At 58.7% G+C, this 14,262-nt stretch carries 15 protein-coding genes; 8 read left to right on the plus strand and 7 right to left on the minus strand.

Translation table 11 applies throughout. The features are described from left to right. Window positions 1-3: 3 nt before the first annotated feature. The 4 genes from lptD to rsmA are packed head-to-tail and all read left to right on the plus strand — an operon-like array spanning window position 4 to window position 5,167. Entirely contained in the window at window positions 4-2,124 is a 2,121-nt protein-coding gene (gene lptD / locus Q0802_RS01240) for an LPS assembly protein LptD (RefSeq protein WP_298912396.1), read from the plus strand. Between the two features lie 5 nt (window positions 2,125-2,129). Next, window positions 2,130-3,350 (plus strand): peptidylprolyl isomerase, encoded by a 1,221-nt coding sequence (locus Q0802_RS01245; protein ID WP_298912399.1) that lies wholly within the window; start codon window positions 2,130-2,132, stop codon window positions 3,348-3,350. Further along, window positions 3,347-4,321, plus strand: coding sequence for a 4-hydroxythreonine-4-phosphate dehydrogenase PdxA (pdxA, locus tag Q0802_RS01250; RefSeq protein ID WP_298912402.1), 975 nt, complete (start codon window positions 3,347-3,349; stop codon window positions 4,319-4,321). The genes Q0802_RS01245 and pdxA overlap by 4 nt, the downstream gene beginning before the upstream one ends. A gap of 3 nt (window positions 4,322-4,324) precedes the next feature. Further along, window positions 4,325-5,167 (plus strand): 16S rRNA (adenine(1518)-N(6)/adenine(1519)-N(6))-dimethyltransferase RsmA, encoded by an 843-nt coding sequence (rsmA, locus tag Q0802_RS01255; protein WP_298912405.1) that lies wholly within the window; start codon window positions 4,325-4,327, stop codon window positions 5,165-5,167. A 20-nt stretch (window positions 5,168-5,187) separates the two neighbouring features. Here the strand turns inward: rsmA and Q0802_RS01260 are convergent, their stop codons facing one another. From Q0802_RS01260 to prfA, 3 genes are all read right to left on the minus strand, one after another. Beyond that, a complete protein-coding gene (locus Q0802_RS01260) occupies window positions 5,188-5,763 on the minus strand; it encodes a DUF4167 domain-containing protein (RefSeq protein WP_298912408.1) in 576 nt (191 codons plus the stop codon). A 222-nt stretch (window positions 5,764-5,985) separates the two neighbouring features. Next, window positions 5,986-6,801 (minus strand): peptide chain release factor N(5)-glutamine methyltransferase, encoded by an 816-nt coding sequence (prmC, locus tag Q0802_RS01265; protein WP_298913532.1) that lies wholly within the window; start codon window positions 6,799-6,801, stop codon window positions 5,986-5,988. Between the two features lie 14 nt (window positions 6,802-6,815). Further along, window positions 6,816-7,871 carry a peptide chain release factor 1 gene (gene prfA, locus Q0802_RS01270; protein ID WP_298912411.1) on the minus strand — a complete coding sequence of 352 codons (1,056 nt, stop codon included), beginning with the start codon at window positions 7,869-7,871 and terminating at the stop codon, window positions 6,816-6,818. 62 nt (window positions 7,872-7,933) lie between these two features. On the opposite strand from prfA, the gene Q0802_RS01275 reads away from it, so the two are divergent. Continuing rightward, window positions 7,934-8,221: a hypothetical protein gene (locus Q0802_RS01275; protein ID WP_298912414.1), complete on the plus strand. Its 288-nt coding sequence runs from the start codon at window positions 7,934-7,936 to the stop codon at window positions 8,219-8,221. Here Q0802_RS01275 and Q0802_RS01280 read toward each other — a convergent pair. Genes Q0802_RS01280 through Q0802_RS01295 form a run of 4 tightly spaced genes read right to left on the minus strand, consistent with a single transcriptional unit; the run spans window position 8,165 to window position 11,709 of the window. After that, on the minus strand, window positions 8,165-8,566 hold the full coding sequence (locus Q0802_RS01280; RefSeq protein WP_298912416.1) for a DUF1499 domain-containing protein: 402 nt from the start codon (window positions 8,564-8,566) through the stop codon (window positions 8,165-8,167). The two genes, Q0802_RS01275 and Q0802_RS01280, sit on opposite strands and share 57 nt — an antisense overlap. 48 nt (window positions 8,567-8,614) lie before the next feature. After that, window positions 8,615-9,565, minus strand: coding sequence for an agmatinase (speB, locus tag Q0802_RS01285; RefSeq protein ID WP_298912420.1), 951 nt, complete (start codon window positions 9,563-9,565; stop codon window positions 8,615-8,617). A gap of 2 nt (window positions 9,566-9,567) precedes the next feature. After that, on the minus strand, window positions 9,568-10,536 hold the full coding sequence (gene speB / locus Q0802_RS01290) for an agmatinase (protein WP_298912424.1): 969 nt from the start codon (window positions 10,534-10,536) through the stop codon (window positions 9,568-9,570). A gap of 3 nt (window positions 10,537-10,539) precedes the next feature. Beyond that, window positions 10,540-11,709, minus strand: coding sequence for a M20 aminoacylase family protein (locus tag Q0802_RS01295; protein ID WP_298912427.1), 1,170 nt, complete (start codon window positions 11,707-11,709; stop codon window positions 10,540-10,542). Window positions 11,710-11,772: 63 nt separating this feature from the next. On the opposite strand from Q0802_RS01295, the gene mazG reads away from it, so the two are divergent. From mazG to Q0802_RS01310, 3 genes are all read left to right on the plus strand, one after another. Continuing rightward, window positions 11,773-12,597: a nucleoside triphosphate pyrophosphohydrolase gene (gene mazG, locus Q0802_RS01300; RefSeq protein WP_298912430.1), complete on the plus strand. Its 825-nt coding sequence runs from the start codon at window positions 11,773-11,775 to the stop codon at window positions 12,595-12,597. 232 nt (window positions 12,598-12,829) lie between these two features. Continuing rightward, window positions 12,830-13,771: a nucleoside hydrolase gene (locus Q0802_RS01305; protein WP_298912434.1), complete on the plus strand. Its 942-nt coding sequence runs from the start codon at window positions 12,830-12,832 to the stop codon at window positions 13,769-13,771. Beyond that, window positions 13,768-14,217 (plus strand): GNAT family N-acetyltransferase, encoded by a 450-nt coding sequence (locus tag Q0802_RS01310; protein WP_298912437.1) that lies wholly within the window; start codon window positions 13,768-13,770, stop codon window positions 14,215-14,217. Before Q0802_RS01305 ends, Q0802_RS01310 begins: the two co-directional genes overlap by 4 nt. Window positions 14,218-14,262: the final 45 nt, after the last annotated feature.

Below are 14,262 nucleotides of genomic sequence, written 5' to 3' on the forward strand. Positions count from 1 at the left end.
GACGTGAGACGCGCCCTCCTGATTTGCCTCCTTTTCCTGCACCCGGGAGTCGTCTGGGCGCAGGATCCTCCCGCTGATCCTGCCATTCTTATTGCCAATGAGATTTTCATAACTGCCGAACGCGTGCTGGTTGCGCGCGGAAATGTAGAAGCTTTTCAGGGCACCACGCGACTGACGGCTTCGGAAATTCGATATGATCGCAGCAAAGGTGCCCTGACGATCACTGGCCCGATCACCATGCAGGATGGTGAAAACATCACAGTGCTGGCGTCTGCCGCAGAACTGGACGCCAATCTCAGGACCGGACTGCTAACCGGGGCCCGGATGATCCTGAATGATCAGTTGCAACTGGCAGCAGTGCAGATTCAGCGCACCAATGAACGCTACAGTCAGCTTTACAAAACCGCCGTGACCTCTTGCCAAATATGCGACGACGGTCGGCCACCGCTCTGGCAAATCAGGGCAAAGCGCATCATTCATGACAAGGAAGAAAGGCAGCTATACTTCGATGGCGCCCAATTTTTGATCCGCGACGTTCCGGTGCTATACATCCCGCAACTACGCCTGCCTGATCCGTCCGTGGACCGCGCAACCGGGTTCCTCATACCATCATTGCGCACCAACTCACGATTGGGAACTGGCATCAAGATTCCCTACTTCATCCGCCTTGCAGATGATCGCGACATCACGGTCACGCCTTATATATCGACACGTACGCGCACGCTGGAACTGCGCTACCGACAGGCCTATGTGAACGGGCGTATCCAGTTCGACGGCGCCATCAGCCGCGACGATGTCCGATCCGGTGAGACCCGTGGTTACGTCTTTGGCAGCGGCGCCTTCAATCTGCAAAATGACTTCAGGCTGCAATTCGACATCGAAATTACCACGGACAATGCCTACCTCGTGGACTACGGGTATTCCGGAAAAGACAGGCTCGACAGCGCGATATCCGTTACCCGCGCGCGGCGCGATGAATTTATCGGTTTCGGGGTCACGGCCTTCAAATCGCTACGGGATGGCGACATCAATGCCAATCTGCCAACCATTGTAGGCGACGCGGTCTATCAGAAACGGCTGTTTCCAAAAGCCCTGGGCGGAGAGTTGCGTTTGGGTGCGAACGCGCACAGCCACTATCGCTATTCTGATGTCGATATCATTGGACGAGATGTGTCCCGTCTCAGCGCTGAGGCAGATTGGTTACGCAGCTGGACCTTGCCCGCAGGCATTCGCGCAGATGTCACCATTGGCGCGACCGCCGATGTTTTCAACATCACCCAGGACAGCACCGTGCGGCAAACACAAACACAGCTCAGCCCCCACGGCGCAATTGCATTTCGCTTTCCGATGACCCGAAACGATCCCGGTGGCGTCACCCAGTTTCTGGAGCCAATCGTGCAGTTGGCATGGGTGGGTGGTGATCGGGTCAACGTGCCAAACGAAGAAAGCACGCGGGTTGAATTTGATGGCGGCAATCTCGTGTCGCTCTCGCGCTTTCCCGAGACAGATCGCCGCGAACGGGGGCGGTCGGCTGCAATCGGAGTCAATTGGGCACGCTTTGATCCGCAGGGCTATGAAACCTCACTGACCCTCGGTCAGGTCTTGCGCGAAGAAGCGGATGAGGATTTTACACTGACATCCGGATTGCAAGGCATCTCCTCGAACTTTCTGGTGGCCGGACAATTCAAGTCTCCGGAAGGCTGGGCCATCACCGCCCGGTCGCTGTTCGATGACAGCTTCAATTTTGCCAAAGCGGAAATCAGGGGCGACTATTCGGGCCAACGTACGCGATTGGGCGGCAGCTATGTCTGGCTGACCCAGGATCTCGAAGAAGACCGCTTGGAAAACCTTGCCGAAATCGCGCTCGATGGGTCCTACCGCGTTGACCGCCATTGGACCGCTAACGCTGACTGGCGGTACGATCTGACGCTTGATCGCGCCGCCAGCGCCGGGATCGGGTTCACATATAATAACGAATGTGTATCAGTCGCGTTTTCGGTTGACCGGCGCTATACAAATTCGTCAAGCCTTGCACCGTCGACAACTTTGGGCTTATCCATCGGGTTACGCGGCTTCTCGGCACAAAAAGGCACCGACAGCTACAAAAGAACATGCGGGAAATGAGAACAATGCGCGCATCGAGCAAATTTGGAACGGCCATTTGCCTTATAATGGGTCTGGCATTGGGCAAACCGGCGTTGGCGCAGGGTCTGTTTGATCCCGTGATTCTGGTCAATGATGACGTTGTGACCGAATACGAAGTAGAGCAGCGCGAGCTGTTCCTGCGTCTGCTCAACGCCCCCGGCGCTAACCGCGAAGCCGTTATCGAAAGTCTCGTTGATGAAAGGTTGCGGGCGCAGGCCGTTGAGGCTTCGGGTCTGGAGCTAACACCAGAAGGCATCGAGACCGGGCTTGAGGAATTCGCCGCCCGCGCCAATATGAACAAGGATGAGTTCATCTCCGCCCTGCAAGACAGTGGCGTCTCCGAAGAGAGTTTTCGTGACTTCGTGGAAGTGGGCATTGCCTGGCGTGATCTGATCGCGGCGCGCTTTGGGGGACGGGTACAGGTATCAGAAGACGAGATCGACAATGCCCTCGGCTCAGCCGGTGGCACCAGCGGGATTCGCGTTTTGGTGTCAGAAATCATCATTCCGGCGCCCCCCGAAAACCGCGATGAAGTCGAAGAAATCGCAAAATTGATTGCAGCGTCCGAATCCGAGGGACAGTTTTCCGAATTCGCCAGGGAATACTCGGCAACCGCGTCGCGCGATGCCGGGGGCCGCCTGCCCTGGCAGGAGCTCTCCAAACTACCCCCCGTCTTGCGGCCCTTGATCCTGGCGCTTGCACCGGGTGAGGTGACAGATCCGATTTCCATCCCCGAAGCCGTGGCGCTTTTTCAGCTGAGAGCAATCGAGGAGACAGGCGCACCGACACGTGAATATGCCGCCATTGAATACGCGGCCTACTACATCCCCGGCGGTCGGACGGACGCCGCACTATCGAAGGCCGCGAAGCTGCGGGAAGACGTCGATGTCTGCGACGACCTCTACGGGATTGCACAGGGTCAGCCTGAGGAGGTTCTGGAACGCGGCACCAAAACACCTTCCGAGATTCCGCAGGACATCGCCATTGAACTCAGCAAACTGGACCCCAATGAAATCTCCACGGCGCTGACACGGGCCAATGGAGAGACATTGGTTTTTCTGATGCTCTGTGGTCGGACATCGGCTGTGAATGAGGAAGTCGCCCGCGAAGATGTGGCCAATGCCCTGCGCTCAAGTCGCCTCAATGCCTATGCCGACAGCCTGCTGGACCAACTACGCGCCGATGCCCGTATCGTAGACCCATGACCGGTGCCGCAGCGCCCGTTGTCATCACCTGCGGAGAACCTGCGGGCATAGGTCCCGAAATCGCAGCAAAGGCATGGGCTGCGCTGAAGGGGCAGGTTCCCATGGTCTGGATGGGTGACCCAAGACATCTGCCTGACCATTTCCCTCATCAGATCATCGACGATCCGTCGCAGGCCAGGCGGGTCGGTCACAGCGCCCTGCCCGTTCTGGCCCAGGAGTTTGCGCAACCGGCAATCCCGGGCAAGCCTGATCCTGCGAATGCGCAAGGCGTGATTGACGTGATTGCCAAGGCTGTCAGACTGGTCGGGTCCGGCGATGCGGTGGCGATCTGCACTGCGCCCATTCACAAAAAAGCACTGATCGATGGCGCGGCATTCCAGTATCCCGGTCACACCGAATATCTGGCCGCACTGGCAGGTGGCGCACGGGCCGTGATGATGCTGGCCTCCGACCAATTGCGTGTGGTGCCCGCGACAATTCACATTGCTCTGGAGGATGTTCCATCCACGCTGACCCCCGAACTTTTGCGTGAAACCATCGAGATCACGGCCACAGCGTTACGCACCCAATTCAAGATTGACCCGCCGCGGATTGCGATCGCCGGGCTGAACCCCCATGCCGGTGAAAGCGGTGCCATGGGGCGTCAGGAGCAGATCTGGATCATGGATCTGGTTGCTGAAATGCAGGGTGAAGGGTTTGATTTGCAGGGCCCTTTGCCTGCCGACACCATGTTTCATGCCGCAGCACGGGCCCGCTATGACGCGGCAATTGCGATGTATCACGATCAGGCGCTGATCCCGATCAAGACATTGGATTTTGACCGCGGGGTAAATGTGACCCTGGGGTTGCCTTTTGTGCGGACCTCACCGGATCACGGGACAGCTTTCGATATTGCCGGTCGGGGTGTCGCTAATGCGACCAGCATGATCGAGGCCATCAAGCTTGCGGCCAAACTGGCGGGAATGCCCTAAGGGATGGCGAAGATCGACACCCTTCCCCCGCTGCGCGAAGTGATCCGCACGCACGATCTGCACGCGCGCAAATCAATGGGTCAGAATTTCCTTCTGGACCTGAACCTCACGGCGAAAATCGCGCGGCAGGCCGGTGATCTGACCGGTTGCGATATTCTCGAAATCGGGCCCGGCCCCGGGGGGCTGACACGCGGGCTTTTATCTGAAGGCGCGCGTCACGTCCTGGCCATAGAGAAGGACGCGCGCTGCCTGCCCGCTCTTGCCGAGATTGCGCAGGCTTACGGAGACCGCCTGACCGTCATCGAAGGTGACGCGCTTGAGATTGATCCCCTCGCCCATCTGACGCCGCCCATTAGGGTTGCGGCCAATCTTCCTTACAATGTGGGCACTGAATTGCTGGTACGCTGGCTGACCCCCAGCGCATGGCCGCCGTTCTGGCAGAGCCTGACATTGATGTTTCAACGCGAAGTGGCCGAACGCATTGTGGCCCGCCCCGGCAGCAAAGCCTATGGGCGCCTTGCCATACTGGCGCAATGGCGCGCGGACGCCCGCATCGTTTTGCAACTGCCCCCCGAAGCCTTCACGCCCCCGCCAAAGGTGTCGAGCAGCGTCGTCCATTTGAATGCGCTGGATGCGCCCCGTTACCCGGCCGACGCAAAGGTACTCAGCCGGGTGGTTGCCGCAGCCTTCAATCAACGTCGAAAAATGTTGCGCGCGGCTCTCAAGGGGACTGCGCCGGATATCGAAGACCGGCTTATCGCCGCCGGCTTGAAACCCACCGATCGCGCCGAACAAATACCGCTGGAAGGGTTTTGCGCCCTTGCCCGAGAAATTGCCAAGACCTGAAAACCAGGCCCGGGCTCATTTTACTCGGCGGCTTTCGGGGTGTCATCCCCACCGGTCGGCGCATCACCATCCGGAGCAGCATGAGAAGGTGCTGCGTCACTCTGTGCCTCGGGTTTTGGGCGTGGTTTTCGACGCGGCGACCGTTTGGGCTTTGGCTGGCTCTCGGGTGTTTCAACAAGATTGCTGTCACCTTCCTGCGGGGCCACATCACCCTCGGGTTGCGAATGCTGCTCTGCGGCTTGGCTCGCCTCGCGTTCCTGACGCTCCGCACGTTCACGATCCCGCTCGGCTTGCCGCTCACGGTTCTGACGTTCCTGTTCTTCACGACGCGCGTCAATCTCGCGCTGCGCTTCACTCAACAAACGGGTGTAGTGCTCCGCGTGCTGCTGAAAGTTCTCTGCCGCCACCCGGTCGTTGCTCAGCTGAGCATCACGCGCAAGCTGATTGTATTTTTCGATGATCTGCTGCGGTGTGCCACGCACCTTGCCTTCCGGGCCGGAACTGTCGAACACACGGTTAACAACATTGCCGCCTTGATTGCCTTGGGACCGGTTGCGGTTGCCCTTGGAACGGGAACGGGATCTCGATGATTTCATGAAGTTCGCTCAGCCTTCGTGCTGTGGATCGTAAGACCGGATGCGCTTTGCGCCGCTAGACTTCCGGGGTGTCGATATGTTGGGCATAACGCCGCGCGGGATCACCTGTTGGGGTATCCACCGCTGCAACATGGTTGAATAAGCACGCCATGCGTTTCGCTGCAAGAGGTAATACAAAATTTTCCACAGTTTTACTGATTTTTCCTGCGATTTCAGGCGCAATCAGCCTGGTTTTGAGGCAGATACAACCCTGTCGTGTCCTCCAAGATCAGGGAGAATCGAAACCTCCCCCCAGCCTTGCGCAGTGAATATATCCCGGACACTTGGCCCTTGCTTCCAGCCAATTTCAACCATCACGCGACCTTGCGCCTTCAGATACCCCTGCGCCTCCGCAGCGATCACCCGATAGGCCGACAGCCCGTCGTGTTCATCCGTCAACGCCAGTCGTGGCTCGTGATCGCGCAATTCCGGCTGCACCTCCTGCATCTCGGAAGCGGCGAGATAGGGCGGATTGGACACGATCAGATCATAGCGCCCGTCCACCGCGCCAAACCAGTCCGATTGCAGGATCACCGCACGCCCGGCCACATCGTGTCGCGCCGCATTGGCACTTGCGTGCAGGCAAGCCGCCTCCGATATATCTATACCAACCCCAGATGCATCCGTGCATTCGGCCAGCAATGTCACCAGAATACAGCCTGAGCCCACGCCCAGATCCAGCACCGTGTCAAAAGGTTCTGACAAGGCGGCCTCGACCAGCGTTTCGGTTTCAGGGCGCGGGTCCAGCACATCGCGGCTGATGTCAAAGGCCCGTCCGTAAAATTCCCGCGCGCCGATCAGTTGCGAGACAGGGACGCGCACCGCCCGCAGCGACACCAGATTGTCATAGCGCTCGGCAATTTCCGGCGCGATGTCTTCGGGGGCAATCAGGGTAACCCGCGCCGCATCGACCGACGCCGCATGGGCCAACAGCACCCGCGCATCGCGTGCAGGATCAGGCACACCCGCCGCGCGCAGCCGTGCCATCGCGGCCACCATGGCCTCAGCCGCCGTCACTGCCCCATCTCCGCCATCATGCGGGCCTGCGCATCGGCGGTCAGCGCATCGACGATCTCATCCAGATCACCCTGCATGACCGCATCCAGACGGTAGAGCGTCAGGTTGATGCGATGGTCGGTCATCCGCCCTTGCGGAAAATTATAGGTGCGAATGCGTTCAGAGCGATCCCCCGACCCCACTTGCGCCGCGCGATCTGCCGATCGTTCGCTGTCCACCCGGTTGCGTTCGGCGTCATAGAGCCGCGCCTTGAGGACCTGCATCGCGATCTCGCGGTTTCGGTGTTGCGATTTCTCCGAGCTCGTCACGACGATGCCCGTGGGAATATGCGTGATCCGAACGGCCGAGTCCGTGGTGTTCACATGCTGACCGCCGGCCCCGGAAGAGCGCATCGTATCAATGCGCAGATCATTTGCGTCAATCTGTATGTCCACATCTTCGGCTTCGGGCAGCACCGCCACAGTGGCTGCCGATGTATGGATGCGCCCGCCGCTCTCGGTGCTCGGTACCCGCTGCACACGGTGCACGCCGCTCTCAAACTTCAGCCGAGCAAAGACATCCTGGCCCTTCACGTGGGCGACAACTTCCTTGATGCCCCCCAGCTCGGTCTCCTGCAATTCGATGATGTCGAACTGCCATTTCTGCGCTTCGGCATAGCGCTGATACATGCGCAGCAGGTCACCGGCAAAAAGGGCCGCTTCATCGCCCCCCGTACCTGGTCTGATTTCCAGCATAGCCGGTTTGGCATCGGCCTTGTCTTTTGGCAGCAGCGCCAGTTGCAATGCCGCCTCCGCCTCCGGCAGAGCCGACTTGATCCGCGGGATTTCCTCCTGCGCCAGTTCCGCCATATCCGGGTCAGCGAGCATTTCCTGAGCATCTTCCAGATCGCTTTGCAATTGCTGATATGCGGTGATCTGTTCCACGACCGGGCGCAGATCGGAATATTCTTTTGCCAAAGACGCAATGTCAGCAGCGGCATCGCCAGTGGCCATGGCCGCTTCGAGATATTCAAAACGGGATGTAATCTGTTCTAGTCTGTCGCGTGGGATCATGCGGATGATGTCCAATATTGAAAGCCATTGGTCAAGGGCTGCGACCATGCTATTCTGAGCTTATGAGACGTCTGACTTTCCTTCTGATCTGCCTTGCGGTGCCGGGCATCGCTGATGTGACAAGCCCAAGTGGCAAAACCGTTGAATGCTACTGCACTGACAAATCCGGCGACCGGGTCGAACTGGGTCAGACCATTTGCCTGCAAGTGGATGGCCGAATGTTCATGGCTCAGTGCCAGATGTCACTGAATGTGCCGATGTGGCGCGAAGTGCAGCAGGGATGTTTGTCCTCCTCATTGGACAGCAGCGATCAGCCCCTCCAGTCGTTTGCGATTGACGCCCAGATCTGACGCGCCGAATTTCAGCCGGGCAAACATCCTGATCTGGCCATCACGCAATTCGATCGTAGTTATGTCTGGAAATCCGAAAAACGCCGAGCGTGTGACATATGTTATCCTGTTCTCCGCAACGGACCCGGCCAGCACCTTTGTGCGCGGCAGAGCGCCAAGAGCGTTGTCCAGACGGCCAAACAAGGCGGCATCCCCATCGAGCACACGGATCGCTCCGCCGGTCAGGTCTTGATCCGATGCGGCCTCAATGGGCCTATGCCAGCGCGCCGCCTCCAGCGGCACCACGCGAACATAGAGGATCAGCGCAGCACCCACCAAGATCAGCACAAGGAGACCTGTGATCATTCTGCGCCTCATTCATCGGCTCCTCGGGGGTCGAAGGCACCTTCCGCCTCAACGATAGGCCACACCGGGCAGAACGCAGAGCAGTTCAAACATCAGGTTGGCACCCACAAGGGCCGTGTTGCCGGTTGTGTCATAGGGGGGCGAGACCTCTACCAGATCGCAGCCCACGATATTCAAACCCTTGAGTGCCCGGATGAGTTCCATGGCCTGTGATGTCGTCAACCCGCCGATCTCAGGAGTGCCCGTACCAGGGGCAAAAGCCGGGTCGAGGCTGTCAATATCATAGGTCACGTAGACCGGCACGTCAGCGCCGATGTCACGTCGCACTTCTCCGCCCAGCGATGCCAGACTTCTGTGCCAAAGCTCCTGCGCGGGAAACTGTTGGAAACCCCATTTCTGCGCTTCGGTGAAATCCTCGGCCGTGTAACCGGTCCCGCGCAGCCCGATCTGATAGGTTTTTTCGGGGATGATCAGCCCTTCCTCATAGGCACGCCTGAAAACCGTGCCATGGGTCTCGCGTTCTCCGAACATCTCGTCATTGACATCCGCATGGGCGTCCACATGGATCAGCGCCACGGGACCGAAACGCCTGTGCATGGCCCGCAGGATCGGCAGAGTGATCGAGTGGTCGCCCCCGATGGCCATGGGCATCGCGTCATAGTTCAGGATCGCGTCATAGCTCTGTTCGACGATTTTGAGGCTGTCAGCGAGCGAGAATGTATTGATCGCGAGATCACCGATATCGGCGCATTGCAAACTGTCAAAGGGTGCGGCCCCCGTGCCCATATGATAGGGCCGGATCATCGCACTTTGCGCACGCACCTCCTTGGGGCCGAACCGCGTGCCGGAGCGCCATGAGGTGCCAATATCCATCGGTATGCCCAGAAAGGCGACATCCAGCCCTTTGAGATCATTGACATACGGCAGACGCATGAAGCTGCCCGGCCCCGAAAAGCGCGCAAGTTCGTTGCCGCTGATCGGCTGGTTCTTTTTTTTCATTCTCACGCCTCTTCGCGCATCCGGTGCCCCAGCAGGGACAGCAATTCGGTGGCAACATGCGCCCCGGCAATCGCCGTCGCGCCCGTAGTATCAAACGGGGGCGAGACTTCAACAATATCTCCACCGCGGATGTTGATCCCCGCCAGGTCTCGCAACATCAAGGCAGCCTGTGCAGAGGTCAGCCCGCCCCAGACGGGCGTGCCGGTGCCGGGTGCATAGGCCGGGTCCAGCGCATCAATGTCAAAGGTCAGATAGCAGGGGCGATCCCGCAAAATGGATTTGATCTTTGCCACAGCGGCCCCGGGGCCTGTTTCATGGACCTCGCGCGCGTCAATGATGTTCACACCCAATGTGTCCGCGTTGGTCGTACGAATGCCCACCTGTACCGATGTGGCCGGATCGACGATGCCGGATTTCACCGCCTTGTAAAACATCGTCCCGTGATCCACGCGCGAAAAATCGTCATCTACCCAGGTGTCTGTATGTGCGTCGAACTGCAACAGGCTGATGGGTCCGAATTTCTCGGCGTAGGCTTTCAGGATCGGAAAACTGATATAGTGATCGCCGCCCAGCACAACGCTGGCTGCGCCTGCGTTCAGGATGCCGCGAATGTGGTCGCTGAGCCTGTCCGGAAAGGAAGGAATATCCGCGTAGTCAAAGGCCAGATCGCCATAATCGATGATCGTCCGCTCGCTGAGCACATCAAAAGGCCAGCCATAGGGCGCATCCGGAGCCTGAAGGCTCGACGCTTCGCGAATGGCGCGCGGACCAAGGCGAGTTCCGGGGCGGTTTGTCACGGCCTGATCGAAAGGCACCCCCGTCACGGCGATGTCCACGCCGCTCAGGTCCTTGGTGTACTTGCGCCGCAAAAACGACAGCGCGCCCCCGAATGTCAGCTCGAAACTCGGGCCTTTCAAATCCTCGCGGGTGAAAGCGTGGTCGATCTGCGTCTTTGCGTCTTCCAAAGCCATCTTTCAGGCCCCTGCCACCGGTTGGGCACGTTCGACGATGCGCGCAAAAAACGAGGCACCGATCGGGGCTATTTCATCATTGAAATTGTATTTCGGGTGGTGAACGCCTGCCGTGTCCCCCTGCCCCAGCATCAGATAGGCGCCGGGCCGTGCCTCCAGCATATAGGAGAAATCTTCCGCACCCATCACCGGCGTGACCCTGTCGTCGACACCGGCAGCGCCCGCCACATCTGCGGCAACCTCAGCAGCGAAAGCGGCTTTCTCGGCGTCATTGACCGTCGGCGGATAGCCGAATTCAAACGTCAGCTCTGCCTTGAGCCCAAAGGACGCCGCCTGCCCGGCAACGATCTCTTCCATACGTTTGACCACCATGGCCTGTACCTCCTTGTCAAAGGTGCGCACAGTGCCGTTGATATAGGCGGTTTCGGGGATCACATTGTCGGTCGTTCCGGTGTGTATCTGCGTGGTGGAGACAACCAGCGTGTCCTTGGTGTTGTGATTACGGCTGACAATGGTCTGCAAGGCCTGCACAATCGAACAGGCCGCCACTACCGGATCAATCGCATCGAAGGGGCGCGCGGCATGCCCGCCCTTGCCCGTGACATGGATGTGAAACGTATCGGCCGCCGCCATGATCGGCCCGGGCGTTGTGTGGAACTTGCCGAAATCCTTGCCCGGCGCGTTGTGGATCGCATAGACCTGACTGATCTCAAATTTCTCCATGATGCCTTCGCGCACCATGACCTCGCCACCGCCGCCGAATTCCTCTGCGGGCTGGAAGATCAACGCCACCCGACCGGCAAAATTGCGCGTCTCGGTCAGGTATTTTGCCGCCCCCAGCAGCATCGCCGTATGCCCGTCGTGACCACAGGCATGCATCTTTCCGGGATGTTTGGAGGCGTATTCGACACCGGTTTCTTCTGTCATCGGCAAAGCGTCCATATCCGCGCGCAATCCGATGGTTGGTCCCGCGCCACGCCCCTCGATGATCGCAACGATACCGGTTTTGGCGATCCCCTCATGCACGGCATCAACCCCGAATTCCCGCAGCCTTTCGGCCACAAACGCGGCGGTCTGATGGCACTCCAGCCCAAGCTCGGGAATGGTGTGCAAATGCTGACGCCATTCGGTCATTTCGGTGCTCATATCGGCGATCCGGTTTACGACAGGCATGGGGTGGACTCCTTGGTCGTTTCTTTGTCAGGTGCATGTGACACGACAGATAGGCGCGCTGCAATGGCTGAAGACCTGATCCACGACCCAAACGCCGGAATTGACCGCCTTCTGGAAATCATGCGCCGCCTGCGCGATCCGCAAACAGGATGCCCCTGGGACATTGAACAGGATTTCGACAGCATTGCCCCCTATACCATTGAAGAGGCTTACGAAGTTGCCGATGCCATCGCGCGGCGCGACTGGTCAGAGCTTGAGGGCGAGTTGGGCGATTTGCTGTTGCAAACGGTCTATCACACGGCCATGGGTGAAGAAGCAGGCCATTTCACCTTTCGATCCGTGGTGCGGGCCATTTCAGACAAGATGGTTGCCCGGCACCCGCATGTCTTTGGCGATGCGTCCCGCGATAAATCCGCCGACCAGCAAACCGCGGATTGGGAAGCGATCAAAGCAGCAGAACGGGCGGGCAAGGCGCAACAGGGCACGTTGGATGGTGTCGCCATCGGCTTGCCGGCCCTGCTGCGCGCGTTGAAATTGCAAAAACGGGCGGCGCGCGTCGGATTTGACTGGCCCTCGACCCATGAGGTGCTCGACAAGATCAAGGAAGAAGCGGACGAGTTGGTGGAAGCGCGCGATCAGCTGACGCAAGCTGAAATCGAAGAAGAGTTTGGCGATCTGCTCTTCGTCATGGCCAATCTGGGGCGTCACCTTGGGCTCGATCCGGAAGCGGCACTGCGCGCTGCCAACGCAAAATTCACCCGCCGGTTTGAAAAGATCGAAGCAAAGCTGGCCGAAAACGGCAAATCACCCACCCAGAGTGATCTGGCAGAAATGGACGCACTTTGGGACGTCGTGAAATCGGAAGAAAAATCTGCTAAAGAGCGCTGACGTCCCGGCGAAATGCCGCCAAGCCTTCGAAGCGTCATTTTCATGTTCCCGCCGGGATCTTTTGGGTGAGCCTGAGCATTGATTTCTTATGGAATGTTCCTGAATATCTGAAGGCTAATTGCCCGCGCCTCGGGCGTGAACCGGCCCGCGACCGCACCGGAACATCCTCAAAGCCTGCGCCGCTCCACAAAGTGCGCTGGACAATCTTTGGAGCGAGCGGCAAACAGGCCAAATGGTACAACGAAAAATCATCATCGACACGGACCCCGGACAAGACGACGCAGTTGCAATCCTGCTTGCGCTGGCCAGTCCGGAAGAAATCGACGTGCTCGGGATCACATGTGTCGCTGGCAATGTTCCTCTCGAACTTACGTCAAAAAATGCGCGTATTATCTGTGAGTTAGCGGGAAAACCCGACGTTCCGGTCTATGCCGGTTGCGACAGGCCTCTTGGGCGTAATCTCGTAACTGCCGAGCATGTACACGGCAAAACCGGGTTGAACGGGCCTGTCCTGCCAGACCCGCAGATGCCGCTTCAGGAAACACACGCCGTCGATTTCATCATCGAAACCTTGCGCGCAGAACCGCCCGGCACGGTGACACTTTGCCCGCTTGGTCCGCTCACCAATATCGCGACCGCATTAAACAAAGCACCCGACATTGCAGAGCGTGTTCAGGAAATCGTCCTGATGGGGGGTGCTTATTTCGAAGTTGGCAACATCACGCCCACGGCAGAGTTCAACATTTACGTCGACCCGCAAGCTGCTGAAATTGCGTTTAAATCCGGAATTGATATTGTCGTGATGCCGCTCGATGTGACGCATAAGGCTCTGGTAACGCCCGACCGCAACGAGGCATTCAGAAATCTTGAGACACCTGTGGGTACGGCTGTGGCACAGATGACTGATTTCTTTGAACGGTTTGACAAGGAAAAATACGGCTCTGATGGGGCGCCTTTGCATGACCCTTGCGTGACGGCCTATCTGCTACGGCCAGACCTCTTTTCCGGGCGTCATATCAATGTGGAGATCGAAACCGGCTCGGAGCTCACGATGGGCATGACGGTCGCAGATTGGTGGGGGGTCACGGATCGCCCGCCCAATGCGCTTTTTATCAATGACCTTGACGCGGATGGGTTTTTCTCGCTCCTGACAGAACGGCTGGCCCGGCTATGAGCGCTGCACTCACACTGGCAACGCCGGAACATCTCGACCGTCTTGATGCACTCGTGGCCGCTTTTCATGAGGAAAACGGCATCGCGTTGGGTGCAGAAGCGCGTCGCGCCGGTATCTCGCCGTTGCTGGATGGCTCACCGCATGGCGTGGCCTATCTGATTGGTCCTGCGCGCGCGCCCATCGGCTACGTGGTGATCACATTTGGCTGGTCGCTTGAATTCGGCGGGCTGGATGGTTTTATCGATGAGCTCTACATCCGCCCCGGTGTGCGCGGACGCGGCATCGCATCGGAAACCTTGCAGACCTTGCCCCGCGCTCTTGCGGCCGCCGGGCTGAAGGCGTTGCATCTGGAAGTGGATCGCGATGCGGAAAAAACACAGCGTCTTTATGGTCGGGCCGGTTTTTCCGCGCGCCCGAAGTCGATGCTGATGAGCCGCGCGTTCTAAACTTTGCGGATCACGCCGCTTTGAATTGAAAATCCGATCACTGGC

Origin of the sequence: uncultured Roseobacter sp., from assembly GCF_947495275.1 — a bacterium.
Taxonomy (GTDB): domain Bacteria; phylum Pseudomonadota; class Alphaproteobacteria; order Rhodobacterales; family Rhodobacteraceae; genus Roseobacter.